Raw genomic sequence first — 26,395 nt, 5'->3', positions numbered from 1 at the left:
GCGAACCCGGCCTGCATTTCACAGAATCGCACGGATGAATCCGTAGGTGCTGGTGACGATCAGTACGAAGCCGACCAGTATGAGCATCGTCTTGGTCGGTATCCTCTTCGCCATGACCGCCCCGAACGGCGCGGCGCAAACGCCGCCGATCAGCAGACCAACCGTGGCGGTGGCGAAATCCTTCAGTCCCAATTGTGAGATGAAGGTCGCCGAAACGGTAAGCGTCAGGAAGAACTCGACCGAATTGACCGTCCCGACAACCTTGCGCGGCTCGACTCCCTGAACCAGCAGGTTGGACGTGACGATCGGCCCCCAGCCGCCGCCGCCCGCCGCATCGAGGAAGCCGCCGATAAGCCCCAGCGGCGCGACGACCTTCGGCTTGTTGGCAGTCGGCGGGAACAGCAGCCCACGGATCAACAGATACACGCCGATCGCGATCAGATATCCCAGCACATACGGCTTGATCATCTCGCCATCGATATTCGTGAGGAGATAGGCGCCGGAGACGCCGCCGATGATGCCAGGGATCAACAGTTGCAGGAACAGCGCCTTGTCGACGTTTCCGTGCAGGACATGGCTGATGCCGGAAACCGCGGTGGTGAACGCCTCGACAATGTGCACGTTGGCGGAGGCGCGTGCAGGAGACACGCCCATCACTGCGACAAGCAAGGTATTGCAGATCACCCCGAATGCCATGCCCAGTGCGCCATCGACGATCTGGGCACCAAAGCCGACCAATATGAACGGCAGCAGCGTTTCAAAGGTCAGCAACGATAGGTCCACGCCAGTCCCCCAGAAGCGTCTGCGCTCTCTGCCGCATGGCGCACAATCCAATATCCTACAAGAACGCTATATTATGCGGCAAGCAGCCTTATCTTCGCCGCGCTGGAATTTGGCGACAGAGCCTCCTAGATTGCCCGCTCACGACAGGGGACGCGTCATGGCGCGATTGGCCGACTATCTCGATTCGATCCGCGCACGCGATCCCGCGCCGCATTCCCGTCTCGAAATTATGACTTACCCTGGCGTTTGGGCCCTCGGCTGGCACCGGGTCGCGAACCGCTTGTATCGTTCGCGGCTATTTCTGCTGGCACGGGTCGTGAACCATTTTTCGCGCTTTATGACCGCGATCGACATCCATCCCGGCGCGAAGATTGGGCGCAATTTCTTCATCGACCATGGCTTCGTCGTCATCGGCGAAACGGCCGAGATCGGTGACGACGTGACAATTTATCAGTGCGTCACGCTCGGCGGCACCAGCCCCGATAATGGCGTCGCCGGCAAGCGCCATCCCACGATTTCGGATGGCGCGATTATCGGATCGGGCGCGCAGGTTCTCGGTCCGATCACGGTAGGTCGGCGTGCGCGCGTCGGTGCCAATGCAGTGGTCACGCGCGACGTTCCGGAAGGCGCGGTGATGGTCGGTATCCCGGCGCGCCCGACGATGGTCGAAGGCGGCCAGGCGCCCGAGCGCAAGTTCATGGCCTATGGCACCCCATGCAGCGAGATGTTCGATCCGGCGACGCAGAAGGTGGAGCTCTTGCGCTGCGAGCTTGAGGTCATGAAAAAGCGCCTCGACGCCTTGCTTGAGGAGCAAGGACCGGCGCAGGAGCGTAATTGCGCCTGATGGGTGTCGTAACGCCGTTTCCTGTTCCGAGCCGCCCGAGCCAGATCGGGTTCGATCGGCTTGAGCTGAACCGCATTCTCGATCTGTACGGCCGGATGGTGGCCGCAGGGCATTGGCGCGATTATGCGATCGAACTGGGTCGCGAGGCCGCGATATTCGCGGCTTTTCGCCGCACGGCGGAACGGCCGGAGTTTCGGATCGAAAAGCATCCGGCGCTTCGCAATCGTCAGGGTATGTGGGCGTTGGTCAGCGAGGCGGGGCAGGTGGTGAAGCGCGGCCACGAACTGGCACCGGTTCTGGCGCCGCTCGAACGGCGGCTGATGAAATTGGTCGAGGATTGATGCGTATCGCTAGGGTCGTGGCGGAGCTGTTCGCGCACCCCGTGGTGGCACCGCTTCGCGCACGATATTTCGAACCATGGCGGCACTACCATGATTGGTCGCACCCGCTGGCGATGATCGGCCACCTTGCAGCAGCCGAAGCGAATGGAGTGCCAATTATCGATCCGGTGGCAGCGGCCGGTTTTGTCCTGTGGCACGACGCAATCTACGATCCAAAAGCCCCGCATGGTCGCAACGAATGCCTGAGTGCGGAATTATGCGGCTGGGAAATGGTGGCGGTTGCGGACCCGGCGAGTGTCGATTACGCTGAGACGGCTATCCTTTCGACAATCGATCATCGGGTGCCCGACGTGAAAGAGTGTCCCGACGGGGCGCTATTGCTCGACGTTGATCTGGCGATACTTGGTGCATCTGAAGTCGACTTCAAACGCTATAATACCCAGATCGCGGCAGAATATAAATATGTGCCAGCAGAAGCGTTCCGCAGCGGACGCGCTACGGTGCTACGCCGCTTCCTTGATCGCGAGCGATTGTTCGTCACTGACTGGGGCGTAGTGCAATGGGAAGCGCAGGCGCGAGCGAATTTGGCACAAGCGATCACTGAGCTGAGCGAACAAGACTAAAGGTATTACCGATTACTTCGTCATCCCGGGCTCGTCCCGGGATCCACCGTGCCGCAGACTCGAAGAGTTCAGCATGTGCGGAACGGTGGATATCGGGACAACCTTGCCACGATGAAGAACGTTAGTGGCTCAGCCGAGCTAGCCTCAGCCGCCCTGCAGCTTCTTCCCGATCATCATCGACTGGCCAGCACCCGAATCCGGTACGATCTCGCCGGTCCGATCAGTGATCTCCGCCCAATGCTTTGCGATGCCCTCGGGTGACAATTCGTCGCCAGACAGCGCCACGCCGGGCGTTAGCGTGACATAGGCCGCTTGGAACACGCCAGCGCCAGCACCTACGATCTGGTTGGTCGGTGCGTCCTCGCTTACAAGGTAAAGCGCGGCCGGCACGACCTTGTCCGGCGAAAACGCCTGAAACAGCTGCTCAGGGAACAGGTCTTCGGTCATCCGCGTGCCGGCGACAGGCGCGAGCGTGTTGACCTTGATGTTGTTCTTCGCCCCTTCGAGATACAGCGACTTGGTAAAGCCAGCGAGGCCGAGCTTCGCCGCGCCATAATTCGTCTGGCCGAAATTGCCGTAGAGTCCCGTCGACGATGCCGTCATCAGGATGCGGCCATAATTCTGCGCGCGCATCGTCTCCCACACTGCCTTGGTGGCATTGGCCGAACCAAGCAGGTGAACCTGGACAACAAAGGCGAAATCGGCGGGCTCCATCTTTGCGAACGATTTGTCGCGCAGCACGCCGGCGTTGTTGATCAAAATGTGGACACCGCCCCAGGCTTCCTTCGCCTTCGCGACCATCTCGACCATCTGATCATATTCTGTGACGCTGGCGCCGTTCGCCATCGCATCGCCACCGGCGGCCTTGATCTCATCGACCACCTTGTGCGCAGCGTCGGAGGCACCCGCCCCGGTGCGATCACCGCCAAGATCGTTGACGACGACCTTTGCGCCGCGCCGTGCGAGCTCAAGCGCATATTCGCGGCCAAGGCCGCCGCCGGCGCCAGTAACGATCGCGACCCGGTCGTCGAAACGGATGGACATGGAAAAGGCGCTCCCCTCTGTGGAATGGAGCGCCTTTCCATACTCGTCATTCAAACGGGCGCAACCGCCCGCATCAGTCGATCACTTGCCGCCGCGCTGCATGCAATTGTCGTACTGGCCCTTCTTGCACACCGGATACGTCTGCATCGGCGCAGGCGGCGGGTAAGCGGTGTTCGGGTCAGCCGCGGCCTGGAAGCGAACCGTCGCACCGGGCGCCGGAGAACCCTGCATAGGCGGAGTGCTCGGCTGATAACCGCCGGCCGGGTCGGCCGCCGCCGGATCACCCGACGGTGCCGGTGCCGGCATCGTCCCGGCGGCGGGAGCGCCGGCGGTCATCGTGGTGTCTCCACCCGTCGGAGCGGGGGGTGCCTGCATCGCCGGGTCGGCAGGCGCGGCAGCATCGGGAGCCGCCGCCGCGTCAGGGGCGGTTGCCGGGGCTGCTTGCTCTGCCGGTGCGGCCGGCATGTCCTGCGCAATGGCAGGGACGGCGATGATGGCGGCTGCCGCCAAAAGGAAGGATTTCATGTTGAACTCTCCAATCAGGATACGCTCGAATGCGTAGAAACGCAGCCGGGGAACGCGCTAGGTCGCGTAAGTATCCTTTGTTTCGCTGGCGATCCGAGAGCAGCCTGCCATCAATGCCCCGCGTCGAGCGCGTAACCAGCCGATCGCACCGTGCGGATGATGTCCGGCCGACCGCCTTCGTTGATCGCCTTGCGCAGTCGCCGGATGTGGACGTCGACGGTGCGGCTTTCGATGTCGCTGTCATGGCCCCACACGCTGTCGAGCAGCCGTTCGCGCGAAAAGACATGGCCGGGGTGTTCCAGGAAGTGCTTGAGCAGCCGGAACTCCGTCGGGCCCAGCGGTATCACCTCGCCACCGCGGCGTACCTTGTGCCCGACGGTATCCATCTCGAGGTCGGAGTAGCTAAGCGCTTCGCCGGCGAGCCCCGGACGAACGCGGCGGAGCACCGCGCTGACACGGGCCACCAGCTCGCGCGGGCTGAACGGCTTCGTGACATAATCGTCCGCGCCTGTCTCAAGGCCCCGAATACGATCTTCTTCTTCGCCACGTGCCGTAAGCATGATGATCGGCACGTTTGCCGTTTCGGGCGCGCGCCGCAGTCGCCGGCAAACCTCAATGCCGGAGATGCCTTCTACCATCCAGTCGAGTAGGACGATGTCGGGCACCTTCTCCCGGGCGAGCAGCAAGGCCTCTTCGCCGTCGATCGTATGAACGACGTCAAAGTCCTCGCGTTTGAAATGCCAGACGAGCAGCTCCGCGAGCGAAGCATCGTCTTCCACCAGCAGCATGCGTGCGCGGCCCATCAGTTTCCCTTTTCGCGATCCGCCAACTGGGTTCCCGTGGCGGCAAAATACACCATCTCCGCGACGTTCGTCGCGTGATCTCCGATCCGTTCGAGATTTTTGGCGACGAACAGCAGGTGCGTGACTTGCGTGATCGTTTTTGGGTTCTCGACCATATGGGTCACGAGCGTCCGAAAAATCGCGTCGTAGAAGTCGTCCAGCGCATTGTCGCGCTCACAAATTTCCACTGCTGCGTCAGCGTCGCGCGCTCCGAAGGCGTCGAGCACGTCGTGGACCATCTCTGCGGCCATCCGTGCCATCGCTTGAATGACGGAAATTGGCTCGATCCGATGCTCGCTCTCAATAAGCGGCACCCGCTTTGCGATATTCTTGGCGTAATCGCCAATACGTTCGACGACAGCGGCGATCTTGAGCGCCGCGACCACTTCGCGCAGGTCGTTCGCCAACGGTGCGCGGATCGCAATGATCCGAACTGCCAATCGCTCGACCTCGGCCTCGATCACATCGATCTGCTTATCCGCGGCGCGCACCTCTTGCGCTAGTTCGAGATCTCCGCGGGCGAGCGAACGCATCGCCGCCTCGATAGCCTCCTCGGCCAGACCGCCCATCTGACTTATCAGCCCGCGCAAGCGACCGATATCCTCGTCAAACGCCTTGACGGTATGTTCTTGCCCCGCGCCCATCTATCGTTCCTTCAACCGTATCGGCCGGTAATGTAATCGGTCGTGCGGGACTCGCGCGGGTTGGTGAAGATGTCGTTCGTTTCGCCATATTCCACCAACTCGCCAAGGTGGAAGAATGCCGTCTTTTGGCTGACGCGCGCCGCCTGCTGCATGTTGTGCGTGACGATCACGATAGCATAGCGCCCCCGCAGATCGTGGATCAGCTCCTCGATCCGCGCTGTCGCGATCGGGTCGAGCGCGCTACACGGCTCGTCCATTAGGATCACCTCGGGATCAACTGCGATGGCGCGGGCAATGCATAACCGCTGCTGCTGGCCGCCGGAGAGTGCTGTGCCGCTATCCGACAGCCGGTCTTTCACCTCGCCCCAAAGCCCGGCGCGGGTCAGCGACTGTTCGACGATCCGGTCAAGCTCCGCCTTACCGGTGGCGAGGCCATGAATGCGCGGGCCGTAGGCGACGTTCTCATAGATCGTCTTGGGAAAGGGGTTCGGCTTCTGAAAAACCATGCCGACGCGGGCGCGGAGCTGCACCACGTCCATGTCTTTGGAATAGATGTCTTCGCCGTCGAGCCGGATGTCCCCGATCACGCGCGCTGATGCGACCGTGTCGTTCATTCGATTGAGCGTCCGCAAAAACGTCGACTTACCGCAACCCGACGGGCCGATGAAGGCAGTGACATCCTCTTGATCGATATCGATCGACACCTGCCGGATGGCCTGTTTGTCGCCGTAGAAGACGTCGACGTCATGGGCAGTTATCTTATGGGTCACCAGCGGGTCTCAAATCGATTACGAAGGTAAATGGCGAAGCCGTTCATCACGAGCAAGAAGACGAGCAGGACGATAATCGCTGCCGACGTTTTCTCGACGAAGCCGCGCTGGACCTCGTCCGACCAAAGAAAGATCTGCACCGGCAAAACCGTCGCGGGATCAGCAAACCCTTCGGGCGGCGCTGCGATAAAGGCGCGCATGCCGATCATCAGCAGCGGCGCGGTTTCGCCAAGCGCGCGTGCCATGCCGATGATCGTGCCGGTAAGGATGCCTGGCAGCGCGAGCGGCAGGACGTGATGAAACACGACCTGGACTGGGCTCGCGCCGATGCCCAGCGCAGCATCGCGGATTGATGGGGGAACCGCTTTGATCGCGTTGCGCCCCGCAATAACGATCACCGGCATCGTCATCAGCGCGAGCGTTAGCCCCCCGACGATCGGCGCCGAGCGCGGCAGGCCGAATGTGCCAAGAAATACAGCGAGCCCAAGCAAGCCGAAGATGATCGACGGAACGGCGGCAAGATTATTGATCGAGACTTCGATCAGGTCAGTCCAGCGGTTCTTTGGTGCATATTCTTCGAGATACAACGCTGAGAGCACGCCAATCGGAAAGGCGAGCACTAGCGTGACGAGCATCGTCAGCAGCGATCCCTTTAGAGCTCCCCAAATGCCGACCCGGGTGGGGTCCGTCGAGTCCGCATTGCCGAAAAAGTCACGGCTGAGGCCACGTGAGAGGCGACTGCGCAAGCTGGCGACCGTCTGCTCTGCACTGGGAGTACCTTCACCCTTATATGCGACGTCAACTGCGGTAGCGACCGGAACTTCGATCGTAGCGGTGCGGCGCAGGAGCGAGGGATCAGCCTTTACCGCCTCGCGCACGCGCAGCCACGCTCCGTCGGACAACAGCTCGGCGCCGCCATATTGCCCGAAGGCTTCGCCTGCGGCGCTGTCGACCAACCCCTCCAGGCCCGCGCCGGTCAGCGCCAGGTCGGCGCGGTCGCCACGGAGTTGCTCGGGCGTGACCATGAGTTCGGCACGCGCGAAGTTAATCGGCAGTGCAATACGAGTCTCGGTGAAGCCGGCCGCGCCTTGCGCCACCATCGTGATGATCAGGAAAGCGAGGAAGCTCGCCGACAGGACGATAGCCGCCACGCCCAGCATCCGAAATCGCCGCTCGGCGCCATAGCGGCTCGCGATGCGACGGCGCATCGCTTCGGTCCGCCAGTCGGTGGGCGCCCGATCAGTCATAGGCTTCACGATACCGTTTCACTACGATCAAGGCGACGATGTTGAGCAGCAACGTCACGACGAACAGCGTCAGACCGAGCGCAAAGGCGGCAAGCGTCTTGGCGCTCTCGAACTCGGCTTCGCCGGTCAGCAGGTCGACGATCTGCTTGGTGACAGTGGTCGTGCTGGCGAACGGATTGAGCGTTAGCGCCGCAACTCCGGAAGCGGCCATTACGACGATCATCGTCTCGCCAATCGCCCGACTGACGGCGAGCAGCACACCGCCAACGATTCCCGGAAGCGCCGCAGGGACGAGCACCTTGCGGATCGTCTCTGACGGTGTGGCTCCCATGGCCAGGCTACCGTCGCGCATTGCGTTAGGTACTGCGGCTAGCGAGTCGTCCGCCATCGACGAGACGAACGGGATGATCATCACTCCCATGACGAGTCCGGCGGCAAGCGCGCTTTCGCTGCTGGCCCAGCTGATCCCGATTGCGACGGCGAAATCGCGTACCGCCGGCGCGACAGTCAGCGCTGCGAAGTAGCCATAAACCACAGTTGGCACACCGGCGAGCACCTCAAGCAACGGCTTCATCCAACGCCGGGTGGAGGCATGGGCATATTGCGTCAGATAGATTGCGCTCATCAGCCCGAAGGGGATCGCGACGATCATCGCAATCACCGCGCCGATGAAGAACGTGCCCCAGAACAACGGCACCGCACCCAGGCTTGCACCCGGATCGCGTGGATCGATCACCTGCGGCGACCAATGGGTGCCAAAAAGAAAGTCGCCGATCGGCACGATCGAGAAGAAACGGGCGCTTTCAAATACTAAGCTCGCAACGATCCCGACCGTTGTCAAAATCGCGATCAGCGATGCAAGTAGCAACGCAATCATCACGACCCGTTCCACCTGCGTGCGGGCGGAAAACTGCGGCCGGACACGAACATAAGCGAAAGCAAAGCCGGCGAAGGCGAGCACCGACGAAAGCGCTGTGGCTATCCAATCGTACTGGTTCTGCGCTTCGCGATAGGCAGGAGCTAGCGTTTCGGACAGGTCGTGGAATGCACCAAATGCTTGGCCCCGAGCAAGATTGCGCGCCTCCGACAGGATCGCCGCACGTTCAAAACCTTGGGGCGGGAGGTAAACAGCGACCGGCGTCGCGATGACCGCTTCAGTAACAAGTGCGGGGGAAATAAATGACCAAACGGCGAGGAAGAGTAGCGGCGGCAGCACGGTCCACAACGCGACGTACCAACCGTGATGCACGGGCAGGGCGCTAAACCGCTGCTTGCTATCGACGCGGAATGCCGCGGCGCGCGCCCGCGCAAGGAACCAGGCAATCAGCCCCAGCGCCGTTACAAGAAAGAAGAGCGCAATCAGGCTCATCGTAGGTCGGCGCCGTTCAACGTCGTTTCGTTTTTCACGATCTGCGCCGCGCGAGTCTGAATAGGCGCCGGAGCGGCGATCAGGCCGCGACGCGCGAGCGGGCCATCGGCGCCCCAAAGCTTGGCATATTGCTGGATGAACAAGCGCAGCCCGGGCACCGCGTCGAGGTGCGCCTTCTTGACGTAGATGTAGAGCGGTCGCGCACCCGGGTAGCTGCCGTCGGCGATCGTTGCACTGCTCGGCGTAACTCCGGCAATCGGTACGCCATTTACCGAGCCCCCGTTCTCTTCGAGATAGGAGTAACCGAACACGCCGATCGCATTTGGGTTGGCGGTCAGCTTCTGGACGATCAGATTGTCGTTCTCACCCGCATCGACGTAGGCACCATCTTCGCGCACGCGCTGACAACGTGCCTTGAAAGCCTCCTCGTCGTTGTCTTTCAGTGCCGCGGCCGTCAAATCCGTTTCTTCGCAGCCACGTGCCAGGATTAGCTCCGCGAGCGCGTCGCGCGTGCCGCTGGTCGAAGGCGGGCCATAAACCTGGATCGGTACTGCGGGGAGCGAAGGATTGACCTCTTTCCACGTCCGCGCGGTGTTCGGCTTGCCTCCGGGCGTGGCGGCAAGTGCGCGGTAAAGATCAGCAGGCGTCAGCGCCATTTTCGGGCCGTTCTTTGCCTCCGCAAATGCGACGCCGTCGATCCCTACCTGAACCTCGAGGATCTGCCCCGCGCCGTTCTTGGTGCAATCGTCAAACTCGCTCTTCTTCATCCTGCGAGAGGCGTTCGCGAGGTCAGGATGGCTGGCGCCAATGCCGCCACAGAACAATTTCATCCCGCCGCCAGTGCCGGTCGCCTCAATCACCGGTGGCTTGGCGTCCGGGTTGTTGGCGAGGAACTGCTCGGCGACGATCGTCGTGAAGGGATAGACTGTCGAGGATCCGACCACCTTGATCTGCGCGCGCGCGCCGGCGCTACCGCTCGCCTGATCATGGCACGCGGTGAGCAGCGCAAGCAGTGCGAACGGCATGGCGGCGCGAATCATCGTTTTCCTGAGCAGTGTCGCCCCCGGCGCGACGCCGGGGCTGTGTGACATGGGCGTTACTGCTTGATGACATCAGCCAGTGGCGAAGCCGCGGTTGCGGCCGGGATCAATCCGAACGTTGCGCCGGGTGCGCGAAGTGTCACCGTGACCCGCGTCCCTTCACCCGGGCGGCTGGCGATATCCAAGCGCCCGCGGTGTCGCTCCACGATATGTTTGACGATCGCGAGCCCGAGCCCCGTCCCGCCGATCGATCTGCTGCGGCCCGGATCGACGCGATAGAAGCGCTCGGTCAGTCGCGGGAGATGCTCGGGCGCAATCCCGTCCCCTTGGTCGGCGACCACCAAACGGAGCGTGTCCCCTTCGCGCGTCAACGACACGCGGATCGGAGTTCCGGGACGGCCATATTTCATGGCATTCCCGACTAAGTTATGGAGCAACTGTGATAATTGCGTCGCATCGCCGAGCATCGGAACGGACGTTGTTTCATGCTCGAGGATGATGTCATGCCCGCGACCATCATGGGCGTCGGCGAGTTCCTCGCGTGTCCGGTCGATAAGCGCCGCGAGATCGACCGATTCGGCCGGGGCACGAAACTTCTCCGCTTCGATACGCGACAGGCTCATCAGATCGTCGACGAGCCGTTCCATCCGCCGCGCCTCGTCGAACACAATCTTGAGGAACCGCGCGCGCAGCGCCGGATCCTCGCCGGCTTCATCAGCTAGCGTCTCGACGTACCCCAAAATGGAGGCGAGCGGCGTGCGCAATTCGTGACTCGCATTCGCCACGAAATCGACCCGCATCCGTTCGGCGGCATGGCTGCCGCTGCGATCGGCGAGATGTACCAGTCGCCGTCCGTCGCCGATTGGCGCGACCCGCATCTCCCAGCGCTGGTCTGGCGCGCCCAATCCGCCGAGCGCCACAGGATCGGCTTCGCCGCTGCCGGCAAGCAGCGCTGCGGCAGCCGGGTGGCGGATTGCTATGCGAGCATCTTCCCCCAAGACATGGGTGCCGAGCAAGCCTCGCGCCGCACGATTGGCGATCGCGACACGGGCGCCGTTCAAGATCAGCACCGGTTCATTGAGCGCATCGAGCACCAAATCTAACGGTGCTGGCGGCGGTGTGCTCGGCGGCAGTGGCGCGGGTTCTGCCCGCGGTTCGCGCCCGGCCGTGGTCGCAAGTACTGCCGCAGCACCGCCGACGAGCGTCAACGCCGCGGCGTCCAGCGCCGCTCCGAGCCATCCGACGATACCTGCGGTGATGACGACGATCATCATCGCAATCCACCCGCGCGGAGAGATGATCTCGCCCATGCCTTCTTCGACCTTCGCGCCGCGACGGCGACTGACGAGCGACCTATCGCACCGTTGCGCTTGCGTCGACAGGCCCTCCAAAAGACTCCGCAGTTGATCCACAGCTTGAGTGTCGGAGCAGCGGTATGATTAACGTCCCCCTTCGGAACGCCGCCACCGCGCTTCTTGTGCGCGCGTTAGGATTATGGAAGGGCACGCGGGTGGAAAAGCGCCCGATGAGCGATTTGATTAGCCCCGATGAGCCGGCACAGCCGCAGCGGCGCCGCGCCCTGAAGCTGGGTGCTGTTGGTGCGGTCACGATTGTATCGATCCGTCCGGCGATGGCTCAGGCCTATGGCTCAGTGCTCACGTGCGAGATTCCGGTGCCGGATCCACGACGGACCGGCGGGTATATCGACAAGGACGGCAAAGTCGTCCCTTCTGGTACTAAGGGCGCGTTCGCACCTCCGAGCCGTCCGCTAAAGGGTGAAGACGTTCGCCGCGCGCTTTCCAGCGGCGGCAATCTGCCGGGCGTCGACTACAATCGCAGCCGCGCATATTTAAAATATGTTCAGAATCTGCGGAGTGGATCGACCGGCTTCACCTGTTTCGCCTCGCTGCAGATGCCGCGGAAGTAGTGGAATGAACGCGACGCGCTATCGCGCGCCGCCTGCCGATTGCTTGGCGATGGTGCCACTCGACGATCTCGTTGCGGTATTTCATCGCGCGTCAGGGATCACGCATTTGGTCACGTCGCCCGTGCCTGAATTGCTTGAGGCGATGGCCGCTTGCTGGATGACGCTCGACGCGCTCGAGGTAGAATTTGAATTGGTTGGGGGTGGTCGCGCCAGCTTGTTAACGACGCTCGACGAACTTGTCGTGACCGGTCTGATTGAGCGGGCATGAGACACGTTTTCTCTATACGCGTCGGGCCGATAGGCTTTCGCGTCGGATCGGAGTGGCAGGCGCCGATCGATCAGCTGCGGGCCCTGTATCGCGACTATCCGGTGCTAGATCGCGTGCCGGATTTCACCGTCAGGCTGACCGCCAGCCGGCCCTGGCGGCGCTGGACCAGGCCGTCGGTTTCCATAGGTGGCGACTATGTCATTCCGGACGCGGCGCCGTTGCCGCTTGCGCAAGGGCTGCTCGCCGCCGAAATGGCGATGAACCTGCAGATGGCGTTAGGCCAACGGCGTTTCCTGCTCCTTCACGCCGCCGCTGTTGAGCGGGATGGACTGGCGATCATCCTGACCGGCGAATCTGGCGCAGGGAAATCGACGCTTGCCGCGCTGCTTCAGCCGCGTGGATGGCGCCTGCTCGCTGACGAGTTTGTCCTGATCGATCCTGCCACTGGCCTTGTCTATCCATTCCCGCGCCCCGTGAGCCTTAAGAATGCTGCCATCGTGGCGGCGCACGCGGCGCTGCCCGGCGCGACCTTCGGGCCATTGTTACCAGGAACGCCGAAGGGGGACATTCGCCACCTAGTTCCCGATCGGGCAGCGCTATCGGCGATGGACGAGCCGGCACGTCCCATATTGCTGCTGTTCCCGAGCTTCGGACATGCCGCGGAGCAACGGCCGGTGGGTGCAGGCGAGGCGTTTGTGCGGTTGACGCAGGCTTCAACGAATTATGTGGGACTTGGCGAGCGCGGCTTCGTCGCTCTCACCCGCCTGGTAAGTGACGTGACACGCGCCGCAATCGATTACCCCGACACTGCGACCGCTGCATCGATGATCGAGGAATTGTGGTGACTGCCGCCATTGATTTGGTGGCGCTGTTGGTCGATCCAAGTTCCGCGGAAGGCCTTGACGCGTCGAGCTGGACAGAGGTGATCGCCGCCGCGCGAGCTGAGCAGTTGATCGGGACATTGGCGACTCGGCTCGATGGGCTCGCGCTGCCCGTCGCAGTTGCGGCGATCCTCGTTGAGGCGCGTGCGACCTCGCTAGAAGGGCGCCGCCAGGCCTTGTGGGAGGCGGAGATGGCGCGGCGCGCTCTTGCTGGGATCGTAGAGCCGCTGATCCTGCTCAAGGGAACCGCATTCGCGGCTGCTGGTCTCGATGCCGGGCAGGGGCGGTCGATCGGCGACCTGGACATTCTCGTGCCGCAAGATGCGCTCGCTGCGGCGGAGACGGCGCTGCTCGCGCACGGGTGGATTTGGGTGAAGTCTGACCCGTATGATGACCGTTATTATCGGCAGTGGATGCACGAGCTGCCGCCACTGATCCATCCTGAGCGCGACCGGATGATCGATGTCCACCATACAATCCTGCCGCCGACCGCGCGAATTACACCCGACGCCGCCAGGCTGATCGCGAACGCGGTGTCGCTCGGCGCCGGGCTGGCGGTGCTGGCGCCAGAGGACATGGTGGTCCACGGTGCCATTCACCTGCTGGCGGACGGCGACCTTAGCGGCGGCCTCCGCAACCTGTGGGATCTCGATCGGCTGATGCGCGAGTTCATCGAGCGCGAAGACGGCTTCTGGCTGCAGCTCGCTGCCCGATCGGCCGATCATGGCGCGGATCGTGTCGTCGCGCGTGCGGCGCGGCTCTGCCATGCGCTGTTCAAGACGCCGGTTCCTCTCGAATGGCAGCGGCTTACGTTCACGGATCGGCTGTTCATGCGGCGGCTGCTGGCGCGGGACGGATGGGGCAGGGACAGGCGGCCGGCAACGCGGCTCGGCTTCTATATTCGCTCGCACTGGATGCGGATGCCGCCAACGCTGCTTGCGCAGCACCTGTGGATCAAGTGGCGTGCCGCCGCCGGGTAAGCGCCACGACTGCGAGCACGCCGACAATGACGACGGTATCCGCCACCCAGTCCATGATGTCGCAATCGCGATGCAGCGCCGGAATTGACTGGACCAGTTCGATCATCGCGCCGAGGAACGACAGCCGCTCGCCAATCTGTAGCAATTCGGCTTTCGGATACGCCATTACTGACAGGATCGTAAGGACGCCGAAAGCCAGCATGTGCTGATACTTATCGCCGTCGATCGGCACTTTCGGCGGATGCGGGAGCAGAGCCATCGTGACCGCGGTAAGCATCGCGAGCGCGAGCAGGATCCGCCAGCGACGGTGCTGCGGCGACGTCACGCGATTCGTTCGAGCGTGGGAACCAGATCGTCGAAATGGTCGATGATCGCGTCTGCGCCAAGCTCTTCAACGGGCTGCATCAGGAATCCAAAACGGCAAGCGATCGCCGGGATTCCAGCCGCCTGCGCAGCGGCGATGTCGTAGATCGAATCGCCGACGAACGCCGCTTTGCCACCACCAGATCGCTCGATCATCGCTCTAATCGGTATCGGTGACGGCTTCGCATTGCCCGCCCCCATGGTGTCGCCCCCGATCACGCAGGCGAGCCGATTGAGCACACCGGCGCCGCGCAAAACCTCGATCGCGTAGGCCTCGATCTTGTTGGTTACGACCGCCACCTTCGCGCCGCGCGCCTCTATTGCATCGAGCGCAGCGATTGCGCCGGGGAACGGAACGGTATGGACTGCGAGGTTCGCTGCATAATGATCGAGCAGGATGCGGTGCAGCCGGTCGAGTAGTGCATCGTCCCCCCCGCCGGTTGCTGTCAGCCCCTGCGACAGCATCAGCCGCGCCCCACCGCCGATCATCGGCTTGATCGCCGCCACTGACAAAGGCGGACGGCCATCCTGCGCAAGTGCGAAATTGACCGCCGCGGCGAGATCACCGCTGGTGTCGAGGAGGGTGCCGTCGAGGTCGAAGCCGACGATGTCGAAGGGAAAGCGATGCATTGCAGGCAGGCCGTGGCCGCTCGCTATAGAAATGGCAAGAATGTGGTGGCAGAGCCGCGCGATGACGCGCCATCCTCCTGCCGCCCCTTTGGCGGTCATCGTTCTTGCTGCGGGCAAGGGTACGCGGATGAAATCCGATCTGCACAAGGTGCTTCACCCGCTAGCCGGGAGGCCGATGCTGTTGCATCTGCTGGATAATGTCGCCGCCTTGAACCCCGCGCGCAGCGTTATCGTGGTTGGAGCTGGACGCGATCAGGTCGAAGCAGCAGTCGCCCCACTTGGCGTGGCTGTGGCGCACCAAGCGGAGCAGCTTGGTACTGGCCACGCAGTGCGGCAGGCCGAGCAGACATTGCGCGACTTCGTAGGCGACGTGCTGATTCTCTACGGTGATGTGCCGTTCGTGACGGCAGCGACGATGCGGCGAATGATCGACCGGCTACACGGCGAAGATGCTCCGGCGGCCGTCGTGCTTGGCTTCCGCCCAGCCGAACCGGGCGCATACGGTCGTGTCATTGCGGACGCAGACGGGCGGATCGACCGGATGGTCGAGTATAAGGACGCCTCGCTGGAAGAGCGGGCCGTAACCCTTTGCAACTCCGGTTTGATGGCAGCTCGTAGCGATGATCTGTTCGCGCTGCTGGCACGCGTGGGCAACGACAATGCCGCGGAAGAATATTATCTTCCGGACATCGTGATGCTTGCAGCGGACGACGGACGTACATCGGCGGTAATCGAGACTGATTCCGATGAAGTTGCTGGGATCAATAGCCGCGGCGAGCTCGCGGCGGTCGAATTGGTGTGGCAGCAACGCCGACGGCAGCAAGCGATGACAGATGGCGTCAGCCTCGTCGCGCCGGAGACGGTCTGGTTCAGCCATGACACGGCGCTCGGCCGCGATGTGACGATTGAACCTAATGTCGTATTTGGACCCGGCGTAACCATCGCGGATCGCGTGACGATTCATGCCTTCAGCCATCTAGACGGTGCGAACATTGGCGAGGGGGCATCGGTTGGGCCTTATGCGCGGCTGCGTCCGGGCACGGTGATGGAGGCCGGGTCGCGCGTGGGCAATTTCGTCGAGATGAAGAAGGCTGTGCTCGGCAGGGGCGCCAAGGCCAATCATCTGAGCTATCTTGGCGATGCCGAAATCGGCGAGGGTGCGAACATCGGGGCAGGTACGATTACCTGCAATTATGACGGCTACTTCAAGTATTATACGAAGATTGGAGCCGGGGCCTTCATCGGTTCGAATTCTGCGCTAGTTGCGCCAGTTACGATCGGCGATGGTGCAATTGTCGGCGCGGGATCAACCGTTACGGCGGATGTTCCGGCGGACGCGCTGGCGCTGGTCCGACCGTTACAGACGGCGAAGCCAGGCTGGGCAAAGCGGTTTCGTGAGATGATGCGCGCGAAGAAGGAAGCTCGCTAGATGTGTGGAATTGTGGGCATTTTGAGCAGCGAGCCGGTAGCCGATCGACTGCTCGACGGACTTAAGCGGCTGGAATATCGCGGCTATGATTCGGCGGGCATCTGCACGGTCCATGATGGTTTGTTCGAGCGGCGACGTGCGCCGGGCAAGCTGAAGAACCTCGCGCAACGCCTTATCGAAGAGCCGCTGCCCGGCACGAGCGGCATCGCGCACACGCGCTGGGCAACACACGGCGCGCCGACCGAGGACAATGCGCATCCGCATATCGTGGGCGACGTGGTCTTGGTGCACAACGGGATCATTGAGAACTTTAAGCCGCTGCGCGATGAGCTTCTAGCAGAGGGTCGCGAGTTTCAAAGTCAGACCGACACCGAAGTGGTTGCGCATCTGATCGCGCGTGAGATTGAACGCGGCGCGCAACCGCGCGAGGCGCTGGCGAACGTGCTTCCGAAGTTGCACGGTGCCTTCGCGCTTGGCGTGATGGTACGCACACATCCCGATCTGCTGCTTGGTGCGCGGCTCGGTGCGCCGCTGACCGTGGGTTATGGCGAGGGCGAAAACTTCCTTGGGTCAGACGCGCTTGCCCTCGCGCCACTGACTCAGCGCATCGCCTATCTCGAAGAGGGAGACTGGGTCGCGATCACGCGCGACGAGGTTGAGATTTACGATCGCGAGAACCAGCGCGTGGAGCGGCCGATCGTCAATTCGGGTGCGTCGGGGCAGTTGATCGACAAGGGCAATCACCGGCATTTCATGCAGAAGGAGATCTACGAACAGCCCGTCGTCGTTGCGCAGACGCTGCGTTCGTACCTGCGCCCGCTGGAGGCAAAGGTCGCACTGCCCGACATGGAATTTGATCTCTCGACCGTCGAGCGCGTCGTGATCGTCGCATGCGGCACGGCAAGCTATGTTGGGATGATCGGCAAATACTGGATCGAAGGGCTGGCGCGCATTCCGGTCGAGGTCGACGTGGCGAGCGAGTATCGCTACCGCGATCCCGTTCTTCTGCCGAATACGCTAGGGATGGTGATCTCGCAGTCCGGCGAGACGGCTGACACGCTCGCCGCATTGCGCCACATGAAGGCTGCAGGGGTGACGACTGGCGGGATCATCAACGTGCCGACGAGTTCGATGGCGCGCGAGGTGGATTTGCTGCTGCCCACGCATGCCGGACCGGAGATCGGCGTCGCCTCGACGAAGGCGTTTACGTGTCAGCTCGCGGTAATGGCCGCGCTCGCGACGAACCTTGCGCGTGCGAAGGGACGGCTGGCCGATGAAGCTGAAATCGTTCAGCATCTTCAAGAGGTGCCCGAAGCGATGAGCGAGGCGCTGGCGCATGATGCGGAGATCGAGGCGATGGCGCCGAAAATCGCCGCGGCACGCGACGTGCTGTACCTTGGCCGCGGGCCGGAGTATCCGTTAGCGCTGGAAGGCGCTCTAAAACTGAAGGAAATCAGCTACATTCACGCCGAAGGTTACGCTTCGGGTGAAATGAAGCACGGGCCGATCGCGCTGATTGATGATCAAGTGCCGCTGATCGTGATCGCGCCCTCGGGCCCGCTGTTCGACAAGACCATCAGCAATATGCACGAGGCGCAGGCGCGCGGTGCGCAGGTGGTGCTGATCTCCGATGCCGAAGGGATCGCGCAGGCGGGCGAGAACACGATCGCGACGATCGAGATGCCCAAGGTTCATCCACTGATAGCGCCGATGGTTTACGCGATCCCGGTGCAATTGCTGGCATATCATGTCGCGGTGGTGAAGGGAACGGACGTAGATCAGCCGCGAAACCTGGCAAAATCCGTTACAGTTGAGTGATTTAGCTTACACTCCTCACCAAATAAGTGAGGAGGTCACTCCCAGCCGCGTTCCAAGAATCGCTCGGCCAGCGTGCAGTGCATTGCGATCCCTTTGGCCATCACATCCTCTTCAATCGTCATGCGGGTGTTGTGCAACGGCGGGTTGGTTCGAGGATCGCTGTCGGGTGAAGCAACGCCGACAAAGGCCATCGCGCCTGGTATATCACGAAGAACGTAGGAGAAATCCTCGCCGCCCATCATCGGCGCCGGCATCTGCGACCAGCCATGCTCACCCGAGAGGGTGCCGGCGACGTCGCGCATCATCGCGGTCGCGCGGGGGTCGCAGAAGGTGACCGGATAGCCGGGATCAATCGTCACATCCGCTTCGCAATCGTGCGCCGCTGCGATGCTGGCCGTTATCTGCCGGAAGGCGGCGCGGGCTTTCTCGCGCGTGTGCTCGGAGAGCGTGCGCAGCGTGCCCATCAACTTCACTTCATCGGGGATGATGTTGTGGCTGCTGCCGGCGTGAAACTGCGTCATGGTCAGCACCGCGGGGTCCGCCACGGGGATACGACGCGCGATAAACGTTTGTAATGCCGTGACGATCTCGCAGGCGGCGGGGATCGGATCGATGCAGTCGTGTGGCATCGCGGCGTGGCCACCCTTGCCGCGGATCGTCGCGAGGACGGTGTCGGTGGAGGCGAGGAGGGGGCCTTCGCGGCCGACGAAGACCCCAGCTGGTGCGTTCGGGGAGATATGGAGGGCGAAGGCCGCCTCTGGGCGGGCGATGTCGAGCAGGCCGTCTTCGATCATGTGCCTCGCGCCGTGGTGGCCTTCCTCACCCGGCTGGAACATGAAGACGATCGTGCCGGGGATATCATTTTGCCGCGCGCTCAATGCCTTAGCGGCACCAACTAACATCGCAGAGTGGGCGTCGTGGCCGCAGGCGTGCATCGCGCCGGGGATGGTGGACGCATAGTCGAGGCCGGTTTCCTCGGTCATCGGGAGCGCATCCATGTCGCCGCGCAGGAGGACGGTGCGCATGTTGCTGCCGGCGGCGTCGGCGCGCCCGCCGCGGAGGATGGCGACGAAGCCGGTGGTGGTCTTACTGTCATGTATTTCCAGCGGAAGTCCGGCCAGGGCGGCCTTCAGCTTTGCGGTTGTCTTCGGACAGTCGTTGCCGATTTCCGGCTCGGCGTGGATGGCGCGGCGCAGCGCGACGGCGTCGGTGAGCTCGGCGGCGCCGGCGGCGCTCCAGTCGATGCGGGCGTTCATGGGAGATCCTTGCTGACGGGAGCGACGGCTGGCGTCGGGGCGCGACGTGCGGTCTTCACTGAGACTGTCGGCTCAAGCATTTGACCTTTCATGATTCCTTCCCCCTTCGTTGGAGAGGTCGGGAGTTCCATGATGCGGCGGACGACGTCCATTCCCTCGACTACGCGGCCGAACACCGCGTATCCGGCGTTGGAGCCCTCCGCGTCCATCGCCGGCGTGTTGCCGACGATGATGAAGAAATCTCCGCGCGATGTGCCGGGCGACGCCATCGCCATGGAAATGGCGCCATCTACGTGACTTAGCCCGGTTTTCGAGGTTGGTTCATGAGCTATCGGCGGGAGGGTGCGCTTGGGATCGTTCTGAGTGCCGAACTGGATGAAACCATAGCCGGGCGCGACCTTCACTGTCCGGTAAAATACTGTTCCGTCTAGCTTTTTTCCATCGACATATTTCAGGAAGTTGGTTGCCGTGATCGGCGCCTTATCCTTGTCGATTGCGAGCACGATCGGCCCCTCTGCGGTCGTGATCGCGACGCGCACTTCCGGGGTAATTGCGGGGGAAATCGGAGGCGTTTCCCGGGCGAGCGACTCTCCAGATTGCCCGGCCGCGGGGGAACCGAGCAGCAAAGCGGAGGCAATGAAAATTGCGCGGATCATACGAACGTCGCCAAAGCGAAAAACGCGCTTTCGTTTGCTTCGGTTCGACTTTCGCTTTGAGCAGCAGCATCGACAGCTGGATCCTGCGCGGCCGTGGGGGCAGCGAGCAGCAGCGGAAGCAAGGTGAAGGCGACTCGCATTCATGGTCCTTTCGGCCGGGGCCTTCCCCGTTTCGGCGCAACGTGAGGCGGGCGCAAGCTTCCCCAACGGCACCTTGCGCGCCCATCGCGCCTGTGTTTTCTGAATGACCAGCACAGGAGAGACGCGATGGCGACGAACGCGATGGAGCCCAAAGAGGCACGCACGCCGATTCCCGCGCCGCCTGGCCTGCCGGTGGTGGGGCACCTTCACCAAATCGCGCGCGCGGGATTGATGGGGCATCTGTTGCACGTAAGCCGCGATTTCCCCGAAGGCATTTTCAAGCTGCGCTTCGGCAGCCGCGTATCGCTGTTCGTGACCAACCCCGATCTGGTCGCCGAAATGTCGGACGAGACGCGGTTTCGCAAGATGCCGGGGCCGGGACTTCGGGTCGTCCGCAAGTTCGCCGGCGACGGGCTGTTCACCGCGTTCAGCGAGGAGCCGAACTGGGGCAAGGCGCACCGCATCCTGCTGCCGGCGTTCAGCCAGCGATCGATGCGCGGCTATTTCGACATGATCGTCGAGGTGTGCGACCAACTCGTCACCAAGTGGGAGCGCGCGGCAGGAACCGATGTGCTCGTGGCCGACGACATGACGCGGCTGACGCTCGATTCGATCGCGATTGCCGGATTCGGGCATCGCTTCAATTCGTTCGAGCGCGAGGAGCTCGACAGTTTTCTGCTCGCATTGGGCCGGTCGCTCGGCGAGGCCCTGTCGACGATCACGCGGCTGCCGATCCAGAACCGCTTCGCCAAGAAGGCGAAGGCGCAATACGAGACCGACATCGCCGAGATGAACGCGCTGGTCGACGGGATCATCGCCGATCGCCGGGTGAACCCAACCGACGGCAAGGATCTGCTCAACCTGATGCTGACCGCGGCCGACCCGGAAACGGGCGAGCAGCTGGATGACATCAACATCCGCTATCAGGTGCTCACCTTCCTGATTGCGGGTCACGAGACAACGAGCGGCATGCTGACGTTCGCGTTCAGTTATCTGCTGCGCAACCCCGCGATCCTCGCGCAGGCTTATGCCGAGGTCGATCGCGTGATGCCTGGCGATGTGCGGCCGGATTACAGCCACGTCGCGAAGCTCGAGGTGATCGAACGCATCCTGAAGGAGGCGCTGCGACTATGGCCTACCGCGCCGGTATTCAGCCTCGCGCCGTTCGAAGATACGTTGATCGGCGGCAAGTGGCTGATGCGCAAGGATCGCCCGGTGAACGTGTTCGCGCCGGGGCTGCACCGTTTTCCCGACGCCTGGCCGGACCCCGACACCTTCGATATCGACCGCTGGCTGCCCGAGGCGGAAGCGGCGCGGCATCCGCATGCCTACAAGCCGTTCGGCAATGGCGAACGCGCGTGCATTGGGCGGCAGTTCGCGATGGTCGAGGCGAAGATCGCGATGGCGATGATGCTTAGGCGCTTCTCGATCAGCGATCCGCATTCGTACAAGCTGGCGATCAAGGAAACGCTGTCGATCAAGCCCGACGATTTCTGGATGCGGATTCGCCTGCGCCAGCCGCACGAGCGGTTGCAGATGGCGAGCGCCGCGCCGGAGCCGGCGAATGACGTGGCGATCGGATCGGTAACCGGGACGGGGCAGCAATTCGCGGTACTGTACGGATCGTCGCTCGGCACGGCGCGCGATATTGCGGAGGAGATCGCCGAGCGCGCGCGACTCGACGGGTTCGAGGTGGTGGTGCGCTCGCTCGACGAGAGCTTCAAAGGCGGTGCGGCGCCGCAGGACAAGGTGATCGTGATCGTCACCGCGACGTATAACGGCCGGGCGCCCGACAGCGCGATCGAGGTGGAGCGGGCGCTGGATGCCGGGCTGTTCGATGACGCCGATTGGTCGGGCGCGCGGGTGGCGGTGCTCGGCGTCGGCAACAGCCAGTGGCCGAATTATCAGGTGTTTCCGAAACGGATCGCCGCGGCGGTTGAGGCGGCGGGCGCGACAGTGATCGTGCCGCGGGCCGAGGCGGACGGGCAGGGCGATTTCGATGGTGCGGTGAGCAAGTTCGTGCGCGACGTGTGGAAGGCGCTGGGCAGCGAAAGCGGGCCGAGCGAATCGACCGCCTCTCTGTCGCTGACCTTGGTCGATGCGGCAGATACGCGGGCGCAGGCGCTGCCCGAACATGCGCAGCGGCTGGAGATCGTGAGCAATGAGGAGCTGGTGCGGCCGGCGGCTGGGCTGTGGGACTTTGCGCAGGAGCCGCCGCGGCCCTCGACTCGGCTGATCCGTATACGGCTGCCCGAAGGGCAAGTGTATCAGGCGGGTGACCATATCGCGGTTTATGCGCGCAACCGGCCCGATCTGGTGGCGCGGGCGATCGATCGGTTGGGGCTGGATGGTACGCGGCAGGTGCGGCTGGACGGGCAGGGCGGGCGGTTCAAGCACCTGCCGTTGGGGCAGACCGTGACGGTGGCGCAGTTGCTGACCGACTTCGTCGAGCTTTCCGATCCGTTGCCCAAACGCGCGCTGGGCGTGGTGGCGGCGCAGACGCGCTGCCCAGATACGAAGCGCAAGCTGGCGGCGGTTGAGGAGGATTACGAGGCGGCGGTTTCGTCGAAGCGGCTGACGCTGATCGACCTTCTTAACGCGCATCCGGCCGCGGAGCTTTCGTTCGAGTCGCTGGTCGAGCTTTCCGCGCCGATCGCGCCACGCTTCTATTCGATCGCGTCGTCGCCGCTGGTGTCGGCGGACATCGCGGATCTGATCGTGGGGACGATGGCGGCGCCGGCGTGGTCGGGGCTGGGCGAGCATCGTGGCTTCGCCTCGGGCTATATGGGATCGGTCGCGGCGGGCGAGCATGTGTTCGGCTATGTCCGCCGGCCCAATCCACCGTTCGCGCCACCCGCGGATGCATCGGTGCCGATGATCCTGATCGGGCCGGGGACCGGGTTCGCGCCGTTGCGGGGCTTCCTGCAGGAGCGGGCCGTGCAGGCGGAGGCGGGCGAGGACGTGGCCGCGAGCCTGTTGTTCTTCGGGTGCCGCCATCCCGAGCACGACTGGTTCTGTCGCGACGAGATGGCGCAGTGGGAGGCGGACGGCGTGGCGACGCTCTACACGGCCTTCTCCGCGGTGCCGTCGCATCCCTGGAAGTTCGTGCAGGATGCGCTGTGGGCGGAGCAGGAGCGGGTCTGGGCGGCGCTGCAGGCGGGCGCGTCGATCTTCCTTTGCGGCGATGGCAAGTTCATGGCGCCCGCGGTGCGCGACACGCTGATCCGCATCCAGATGCAGCAGGCGGGCGACGAGCACGCGCAAGGGTCCGAGTGGCTGGAGGGGCTCATTGCCGACGGGCGCTTCCATCAGGACGTGTTCGGCTTCGGCAAATAGCGCTTACCCTAAGGCTCAGGACCCTATCGTAAATGACCTTCCGCATGTTGCCGACGCAACCGCTCGCGCTTCACCACAGCTGGGCGGCCTGCGATGCCCAAGCGCATTTTTCGCACGGGCTGGTGGGCGCGACGATCGGCTATTTCGGGCCGGCCGAATGCTGGTCGTGCGACGTCGCGACGAACGCGCTCAGTTGGTCGGATGGCATCTTCGACCTGTTCGGCCTGCCGCGCGTGCCAGCGCTGTCCCGCCACGAGACGGTGCGGCGATATGAAGAGGGATCGCGCGTGGTGATGGAGCGGCTGCGCGCGCACGCGATCCGCCATCACCGCGGCTTCACGGTCGATGTCGAGATCCGGCCGAGCGCGTGCGAAAGTCGCTGGATCCGGCTGGTCGCGATGCCGCAGGTGCAAGACGGGCGGACGATCGCGCTGGCGGGGACGAAGCAGGACGTGTCGACGCTTTACGCAGTTCGTTAACTGAAATCAGGCTTGCTCTTGGGCGACGCACCGCCCAGCATCGCGTGAACGCCGAAAAGGCGATCAGGAGAGGCCGATGCAGCAGTTGTCCGCGCAGGATGCGTCGTTCGTGTACCTCGAAACGCCGCACACGCCGATGCACATCGGATCGGTCGCGATCTATGATCCGTCGACCGCGCCGGGCGGGTTCGTGCGGTTCAAGGACATCCTTGGCTTCATCGAGGCGCGGCTGCGCGGGGCGCGATCGTTCCGGCAGCGGCTGGTGCGGGTGCCATTCGATCTTGATCATCCGTATTGGATCGAGGATCCCGAGTTCGACATCGAATATCACGTGCGGCACATCGCGCTGCCCAAGCCCGGCGATTGGCGGCAACTGTGCATCCAGACCGCGCGGCTGCATTCGCGGCCGATGGATCTCACCAAGCCGTTGTGGGAATTCACCGTCGTCGAGGGGCTCGACAATATCGAAGGGCTGCCACCGGGTTGCTTCGCGCTCGTCAGCAAGGTGCATCATGCCGCGATCGACGGGATGAGCGGGGTCGAGATGTCCGCCGCGGTGCATTCGATCTCGCCCGATACGACTCCGCCCGAGGGCGACGATCCGTGGAAGCCCGAGAACATGCCGCAAGTCGCCGATCTGCTGGCGCGGTCGTATCTCAACAACCTCGTCCAGCCGATGCGGGTGATGGAGACGATCGGGCGCTCGCTGCCGGGGATGGGCAAGCTCGCGGCGCAGGTGGGCAAGGGCGACGTATCGGTGCGCAACGCCCGGCCGGCGCCGCGAACGCCGTTCAACGGCAAGGTCGGCGCGCATCGCGTGTGGGATGCGGTGCCGTTCCCGCTGAAGGACGTGCGCGCGATCAAGGACGCGGTGCCGGGCGCGACGGTGAACGACGTGGTGCTGTCGATCGTCGGCGGCGCGATGCGGACGTATCTGCAGGGGCGCGGCGAGCTGCCCAAGGACACGCTGACCGCGATGGCGCCGATCTCGGTGCGCGGGCAGGGCGAGAAGGCGGCGCTGGGCAATCTCGTGTCGGCGATGGTCGTGGGGCTGGGCACGCAGATCGAGGATCCGCTCGAGCGGTTGCGCTTCGTGCATGACGAGGCGGTCAATTCCAAGGCGCTGACCAATGCCGTCGGCGCGAAGAACCTGGCGGATTATTCGCAGCTGATGCCGAGCGCGCTCGCCGGGCTGGGTGCGAGGCTCTACACGCGGATCGGCGCGGCGAACGCGCATGCGCCGGCGTATAATTGCGTGGTGACGAACGTGCCGGGCAGCCGCGTGCCGCTGTATTTCTGCGGCGCGCGGATGGTGGGCATGTACGGCACCGGGCCGGTGTTCGACGGGATGGGGATCATCCATCCGGTGTATAGCTATGGCGACACGATCGCGATCAGCTTCACCGCATGCCGCGACGTGCTGCCCGATCCTGCGACCTATGCCGATGCGTTGCGATCGACGTTCGCGGCACTGCACCAGGCAGCGACGACGCGGCCCGCGATCGCGGCGCCGCCCATCGAGGTGAACGACAACAAGCTGCCCGAGAAGAAAAAGGCGGCAACCCGCAGCAAAGGAGACAGATGATGGCCGATACCGATCAGACGACCGAGACAACGACCGAGGGCAAGATGCGCGCCGGGGCGCAGAAGGTGCGCGAGACGTTCGAGGAGAAGGTCGCCGATCCGGCGCGGCGGGCCGGTGCGGCGGTGAAGGCGTCGGGCGAGAAGGTGGTCGAGGGCAACAAGACGATCGGGCTGCGCATGCTCGACCAGGCCGAGCAGAATGCACGCGAGGCGTTTGCCGCGATGCGTGCCGCAGCGGGCGCGAACGATTTGTCGCAAGTGATGAAGATCCAGGGCGACTATCTGCGCGAACAGAACCAGCGCAACATGACGCAGGCACGCGAGATCGGCGAGCTTATCATGCGGTTCGGGCGCGATGCCGTGACGCCGCTGCGGGGATCGTCGGACAAGGATTGATTGGAAGAAAGCCGGCGGGCGTAAAGGGGGGGGGTGCCCGCCGGCTTTGCACCCTGGGAGGGGGGGTGGGTGCATCGTTAGAACGCCAATCATGCGATGGCGTTGCGCGCTAACTCTCTCACCTAAGTTAGACCGGCGTTCGAATCGTTCCGAAAGCGACGAGCTGAAAAATGCCGGGT

27 protein-coding genes are annotated in these 26,395 nt (G+C 63.4%); 13 read left to right on the top strand and 14 right to left on the bottom strand.

Annotation, left to right across the window (positions count from 1 at the left end):
• Positions 1 to 18: 18 nt before the first annotated feature.
• Positions 19 to 783 (bottom strand): sulfite exporter TauE/SafE family protein, encoded by a 765-nt coding sequence (locus LLW23_RS01725; RefSeq protein ID WP_228947070.1) that lies wholly within the window; start codon positions 781 to 783, stop codon positions 19 to 21.
• A gap of 157 nt (positions 784 to 940) precedes the next feature.
• Here LLW23_RS01725 and epsC point away from each other — a divergent pair, with 157 nt between their 5' ends.
• From epsC to LLW23_RS01710, 3 genes are read left to right on the top strand one after another with little or no spacing between them, the layout of a single operon-like run.
• Positions 941 to 1,627 carry a serine O-acetyltransferase EpsC gene (epsC, locus tag LLW23_RS01720; protein WP_228948433.1) on the top strand — a complete coding sequence of 229 codons (687 nt, stop codon included), beginning with the start codon at positions 941 to 943 and terminating at the stop codon, positions 1,625 to 1,627.
• On the top strand, positions 1,627 to 1,968 hold the full coding sequence (locus tag LLW23_RS01715; RefSeq protein WP_228948432.1) for a DUF2794 domain-containing protein: 342 nt from the start codon (positions 1,627 to 1,629) through the stop codon (positions 1,966 to 1,968). Before epsC ends, LLW23_RS01715 begins: the two co-directional genes overlap by 1 nt.
• A 17-nt stretch (positions 1,969 to 1,985) precedes the next feature.
• Complete coding sequence (locus LLW23_RS01710; protein ID WP_228947069.1) at positions 1,986 to 2,591, top strand: HD domain-containing protein; 606 nt, start codon at positions 1,986 to 1,988, stop codon at positions 2,589 to 2,591.
• A 144-nt stretch (positions 2,592 to 2,735) separates the two neighbouring features.
• On the opposite strand, the gene LLW23_RS01705 is transcribed toward LLW23_RS01710, so the two are convergent.
• From LLW23_RS01705 to LLW23_RS01665, 9 genes are all read right to left on the bottom strand, one after another.
• Positions 2,736 to 3,635, bottom strand: coding sequence for an SDR family NAD(P)-dependent oxidoreductase (locus LLW23_RS01705; RefSeq protein ID WP_228947068.1), 900 nt, complete (start codon positions 3,633 to 3,635; stop codon positions 2,736 to 2,738).
• Positions 3,636 to 3,716: 81 nt separating this feature from the next.
• Entirely contained in the window at positions 3,717 to 4,160 is a 444-nt protein-coding gene (locus tag LLW23_RS01700) for a hypothetical protein (protein ID WP_228947067.1), read from the bottom strand.
• Positions 4,161 to 4,270: 110 nt separating this feature from the next.
• The gene (phoB, locus tag LLW23_RS01695; RefSeq protein WP_228947066.1) at positions 4,271 to 4,963 is read right to left on the bottom strand and encodes a phosphate regulon transcriptional regulator PhoB; all 693 of its coding nucleotides are present in this window, start codon (positions 4,961 to 4,963) and stop codon (positions 4,271 to 4,273) included.
• On the bottom strand, positions 4,963 to 5,646 hold the full coding sequence (gene phoU / locus LLW23_RS01690) for a phosphate signaling complex protein PhoU (protein WP_228947065.1): 684 nt from the start codon (positions 5,644 to 5,646) through the stop codon (positions 4,963 to 4,965). Before phoU ends, phoB begins: the two co-directional genes overlap by 1 nt.
• Before the next feature lie 11 nt (positions 5,647 to 5,657).
• Complete coding sequence (pstB, locus tag LLW23_RS01685; protein WP_228947064.1) at positions 5,658 to 6,416, bottom strand: phosphate ABC transporter ATP-binding protein PstB; 759 nt, start codon at positions 6,414 to 6,416, stop codon at positions 5,658 to 5,660.
• Positions 6,413 to 7,663 carry a phosphate ABC transporter permease PstA gene (pstA, locus tag LLW23_RS01680; RefSeq protein WP_228947063.1) on the bottom strand — a complete coding sequence of 417 codons (1,251 nt, stop codon included), beginning with the start codon at positions 7,661 to 7,663 and terminating at the stop codon, positions 6,413 to 6,415. The genes pstB and pstA overlap by 4 nt, the downstream gene beginning before the upstream one ends.
• On the bottom strand, positions 7,656 to 9,032 hold the full coding sequence (gene pstC / locus LLW23_RS01675; RefSeq protein ID WP_228947062.1) for a phosphate ABC transporter permease subunit PstC: 1,377 nt from the start codon (positions 9,030 to 9,032) through the stop codon (positions 7,656 to 7,658). Before pstC ends, pstA begins: the two co-directional genes overlap by 8 nt.
• Positions 9,029 to 10,123: a substrate-binding domain-containing protein gene (locus LLW23_RS01670; RefSeq protein WP_408642005.1), complete on the bottom strand. Its 1,095-nt coding sequence runs from the start codon at positions 10,121 to 10,123 to the stop codon at positions 9,029 to 9,031. The genes pstC and LLW23_RS01670 overlap by 4 nt, the downstream gene beginning before the upstream one ends.
• A gap of 5 nt (positions 10,124 to 10,128) precedes the next feature.
• The gene (locus LLW23_RS01665) at positions 10,129 to 11,382 is read right to left on the bottom strand and encodes an ATP-binding protein (RefSeq protein WP_228947061.1); all 1,254 of its coding nucleotides are present in this window, start codon (positions 11,380 to 11,382) and stop codon (positions 10,129 to 10,131) included.
• 215 nt (positions 11,383 to 11,597) lie between these two features.
• Between LLW23_RS01665 and LLW23_RS01660 the strand changes: the two genes are divergently transcribed.
• From LLW23_RS01660 to LLW23_RS01645, 4 genes are read left to right on the top strand one after another with little or no spacing between them, the layout of a single operon-like run.
• On the top strand, positions 11,598 to 11,999 hold the full coding sequence (locus LLW23_RS01660) for a hypothetical protein (RefSeq protein ID WP_228948430.1): 402 nt from the start codon (positions 11,598 to 11,600) through the stop codon (positions 11,997 to 11,999).
• A 4-nt stretch (positions 12,000 to 12,003) separates the two neighbouring features.
• Positions 12,004 to 12,267, top strand: a complete 264-nt coding sequence (locus LLW23_RS01655) for an HPr-rel-A system PqqD family peptide chaperone (RefSeq protein ID WP_228947060.1) — start codon at positions 12,004 to 12,006, stop codon at positions 12,265 to 12,267.
• Positions 12,264 to 13,112, top strand: coding sequence for an HprK-related kinase A (locus LLW23_RS01650; protein WP_228947059.1), 849 nt, complete (start codon positions 12,264 to 12,266; stop codon positions 13,110 to 13,112). The genes LLW23_RS01655 and LLW23_RS01650 overlap by 4 nt, the downstream gene beginning before the upstream one ends.
• Positions 13,109 to 14,128, top strand: a complete 1,020-nt coding sequence (locus tag LLW23_RS01645) for a nucleotidyltransferase domain-containing protein (RefSeq protein ID WP_228947058.1) — start codon at positions 13,109 to 13,111, stop codon at positions 14,126 to 14,128. The genes LLW23_RS01650 and LLW23_RS01645 overlap by 4 nt, the downstream gene beginning before the upstream one ends.
• Here the strand turns inward: LLW23_RS01645 and LLW23_RS01640 are convergent.
• Together LLW23_RS01640 and LLW23_RS01635 are read right to left on the bottom strand one after the other, a co-directional pair.
• Positions 14,103 to 14,453 carry a VanZ family protein gene (locus tag LLW23_RS01640; protein WP_228947057.1) on the bottom strand — a complete coding sequence of 117 codons (351 nt, stop codon included), beginning with the start codon at positions 14,451 to 14,453 and terminating at the stop codon, positions 14,103 to 14,105. The genes LLW23_RS01645 and LLW23_RS01640 overlap by 26 nt on opposite strands.
• Positions 14,450 to 15,121, bottom strand: coding sequence for an HAD hydrolase-like protein (locus tag LLW23_RS01635; protein ID WP_228947056.1), 672 nt, complete (start codon positions 15,119 to 15,121; stop codon positions 14,450 to 14,452). The genes LLW23_RS01640 and LLW23_RS01635 overlap by 4 nt, the downstream gene beginning before the upstream one ends.
• 127 nt (positions 15,122 to 15,248) lie before the next feature.
• Between LLW23_RS01635 and glmU the strand changes: the two genes are divergently transcribed.
• Positions 15,249 to 16,550 carry a bifunctional UDP-N-acetylglucosamine diphosphorylase/glucosamine-1-phosphate N-acetyltransferase GlmU gene (gene glmU, locus LLW23_RS01630; protein ID WP_228947055.1) on the top strand — a complete coding sequence of 434 codons (1,302 nt, stop codon included), beginning with the start codon at positions 15,249 to 15,251 and terminating at the stop codon, positions 16,548 to 16,550.
• On the top strand, positions 16,551 to 18,368 hold the full coding sequence (glmS, locus tag LLW23_RS01625; protein WP_228947054.1) for a glutamine--fructose-6-phosphate transaminase (isomerizing): 1,818 nt from the start codon (positions 16,551 to 16,553) through the stop codon (positions 18,366 to 18,368).
• Positions 18,369 to 18,403: 35 nt separating this feature from the next.
• On the opposite strand, the gene LLW23_RS01620 is transcribed toward glmS, so the two are convergent.
• Positions 18,404 to 19,624 (bottom strand): M20 metallopeptidase family protein, encoded by a 1,221-nt coding sequence (locus tag LLW23_RS01620; RefSeq protein ID WP_228947053.1) that lies wholly within the window; start codon positions 19,622 to 19,624, stop codon positions 18,404 to 18,406.
• Positions 19,621 to 20,280: a peptidylprolyl isomerase gene (locus LLW23_RS01615; RefSeq protein WP_228947052.1), complete on the bottom strand. Its 660-nt coding sequence runs from the start codon at positions 20,278 to 20,280 to the stop codon at positions 19,621 to 19,623. Before LLW23_RS01615 ends, LLW23_RS01620 begins: the two co-directional genes overlap by 4 nt.
• A gap of 267 nt (positions 20,281 to 20,547) precedes the next feature.
• Here LLW23_RS01615 and LLW23_RS01610 point away from each other — a divergent pair, with 267 nt between their 5' ends.
• The 4 genes from LLW23_RS01610 to LLW23_RS01595 all read left to right on the top strand — a co-directional run bounded on the left by LLW23_RS01610 (position 20,548) and on the right by LLW23_RS01595 (position 26,216).
• Positions 20,548 to 23,757: a bifunctional cytochrome P450/NADPH--P450 reductase gene (locus LLW23_RS01610; RefSeq protein WP_228947051.1), complete on the top strand. Its 3,210-nt coding sequence runs from the start codon at positions 20,548 to 20,550 to the stop codon at positions 23,755 to 23,757.
• Between the two features lie 32 nt (positions 23,758 to 23,789).
• Entirely contained in the window at positions 23,790 to 24,236 is a 447-nt protein-coding gene (locus LLW23_RS01605; protein WP_228947050.1) for a hypothetical protein, read from the top strand.
• Positions 24,237 to 24,312: 76 nt separating this feature from the next.
• Positions 24,313 to 25,821, top strand: a complete 1,509-nt coding sequence (locus LLW23_RS01600) for a WS/DGAT/MGAT family O-acyltransferase (RefSeq protein WP_228947049.1) — start codon at positions 24,313 to 24,315, stop codon at positions 25,819 to 25,821.
• A complete protein-coding gene (locus tag LLW23_RS01595) occupies positions 25,818 to 26,216 on the top strand; it encodes a phasin family protein (protein WP_228947048.1) in 399 nt (132 codons plus the stop codon). The genes LLW23_RS01600 and LLW23_RS01595 overlap by 4 nt, the downstream gene beginning before the upstream one ends.
• The last annotated feature ends 179 nt before the right edge of the window (positions 26,217 to 26,395 follow it).

Origin of the sequence: Sphingomonas radiodurans, assembly GCF_020866845.1 — a bacterium.
Lineage (GTDB): Bacteria > Pseudomonadota > Alphaproteobacteria > Sphingomonadales > Sphingomonadaceae > Sphingomonas > Sphingomonas radiodurans.
This window is presented reverse-complemented; position numbering and strand designations above follow the sequence as displayed.

Bases quoted from the DNA above. Each gene is read 5' to 3' on its own strand.
- epsC (WP_228948433.1), top strand. From the start codon at position 941: ATGGCGCGATTGGCCGACTATCTCGATTCGATCCGCGCACGCGATCCC.
- LLW23_RS01715 (WP_228948432.1), top strand. From the start codon at position 1,627: ATGGGTGTCGTAACGCCGTTTCCTGTTCCGAGCCGCCCGAGCCAGATC.
- LLW23_RS01705 (WP_228947068.1), bottom strand. From the start codon at position 3,635: ATGTCCATCCGTTTCGACGACCGGGTCGCGATCGTTACTGGCGCCGGC.
- LLW23_RS01700 (WP_228947067.1), bottom strand. From the start codon at position 4,160: ATGAAATCCTTCCTTTTGGCGGCAGCCGCCATCATCGCCGTCCCTGCC.
- phoB (WP_228947066.1), bottom strand. From the start codon at position 4,963: ATGGGCCGCGCACGCATGCTGCTGGTGGAAGACGATGCTTCGCTCGCG.
- phoU (WP_228947065.1), bottom strand. From the start codon at position 5,646: ATGGGCGCGGGGCAAGAACATACCGTCAAGGCGTTTGACGAGGATATC.
- pstA (WP_228947063.1), bottom strand. From the start codon at position 7,663: ATGACTGATCGGGCGCCCACCGACTGGCGGACCGAAGCGATGCGCCGT.
- pstC (WP_228947062.1), bottom strand. From the start codon at position 9,032: ATGAGCCTGATTGCGCTCTTCTTTCTTGTAACGGCGCTGGGGCTGATT.
- LLW23_RS01670 (WP_408642005.1), bottom strand. From the start codon at position 10,123: ATGTCACACAGCCCCGGCGTCGCGCCGGGGGCGACACTGCTCAGGAAA.
- LLW23_RS01665 (WP_228947061.1), bottom strand. From the start codon at position 11,382: ATGGGCGAGATCATCTCTCCGCGCGGGTGGATTGCGATGATGATCGTC.
- LLW23_RS01660 (WP_228948430.1), top strand. From the start codon at position 11,598: ATGAGCGATTTGATTAGCCCCGATGAGCCGGCACAGCCGCAGCGGCGC.
- LLW23_RS01655 (WP_228947060.1), top strand. From the start codon at position 12,004: ATGAACGCGACGCGCTATCGCGCGCCGCCTGCCGATTGCTTGGCGATG.
- LLW23_RS01650 (WP_228947059.1), top strand. From the start codon at position 12,264: ATGAGACACGTTTTCTCTATACGCGTCGGGCCGATAGGCTTTCGCGTC.
- LLW23_RS01635 (WP_228947056.1), bottom strand. From the start codon at position 15,121: ATGCATCGCTTTCCCTTCGACATCGTCGGCTTCGACCTCGACGGCACC.
- glmU (WP_228947055.1), top strand. From the start codon at position 15,249: ATGAAATCCGATCTGCACAAGGTGCTTCACCCGCTAGCCGGGAGGCCG.
- glmS (WP_228947054.1), top strand. From the start codon at position 16,551: ATGTGTGGAATTGTGGGCATTTTGAGCAGCGAGCCGGTAGCCGATCGA.
- LLW23_RS01620 (WP_228947053.1), bottom strand. From the start codon at position 19,624: ATGAACGCCCGCATCGACTGGAGCGCCGCCGGCGCCGCCGAGCTCACC.
- LLW23_RS01615 (WP_228947052.1), bottom strand. From the start codon at position 20,280: ATGATCCGCGCAATTTTCATTGCCTCCGCTTTGCTGCTCGGTTCCCCC.
- LLW23_RS01610 (WP_228947051.1), top strand. From the start codon at position 20,548: ATGGCGACGAACGCGATGGAGCCCAAAGAGGCACGCACGCCGATTCCC.
- LLW23_RS01605 (WP_228947050.1), top strand. From the start codon at position 23,790: ATGACCTTCCGCATGTTGCCGACGCAACCGCTCGCGCTTCACCACAGC.
- LLW23_RS01600 (WP_228947049.1), top strand. From the start codon at position 24,313: ATGCAGCAGTTGTCCGCGCAGGATGCGTCGTTCGTGTACCTCGAAACG.
- LLW23_RS01595 (WP_228947048.1), top strand. From the start codon at position 25,818: ATGATGGCCGATACCGATCAGACGACCGAGACAACGACCGAGGGCAAG.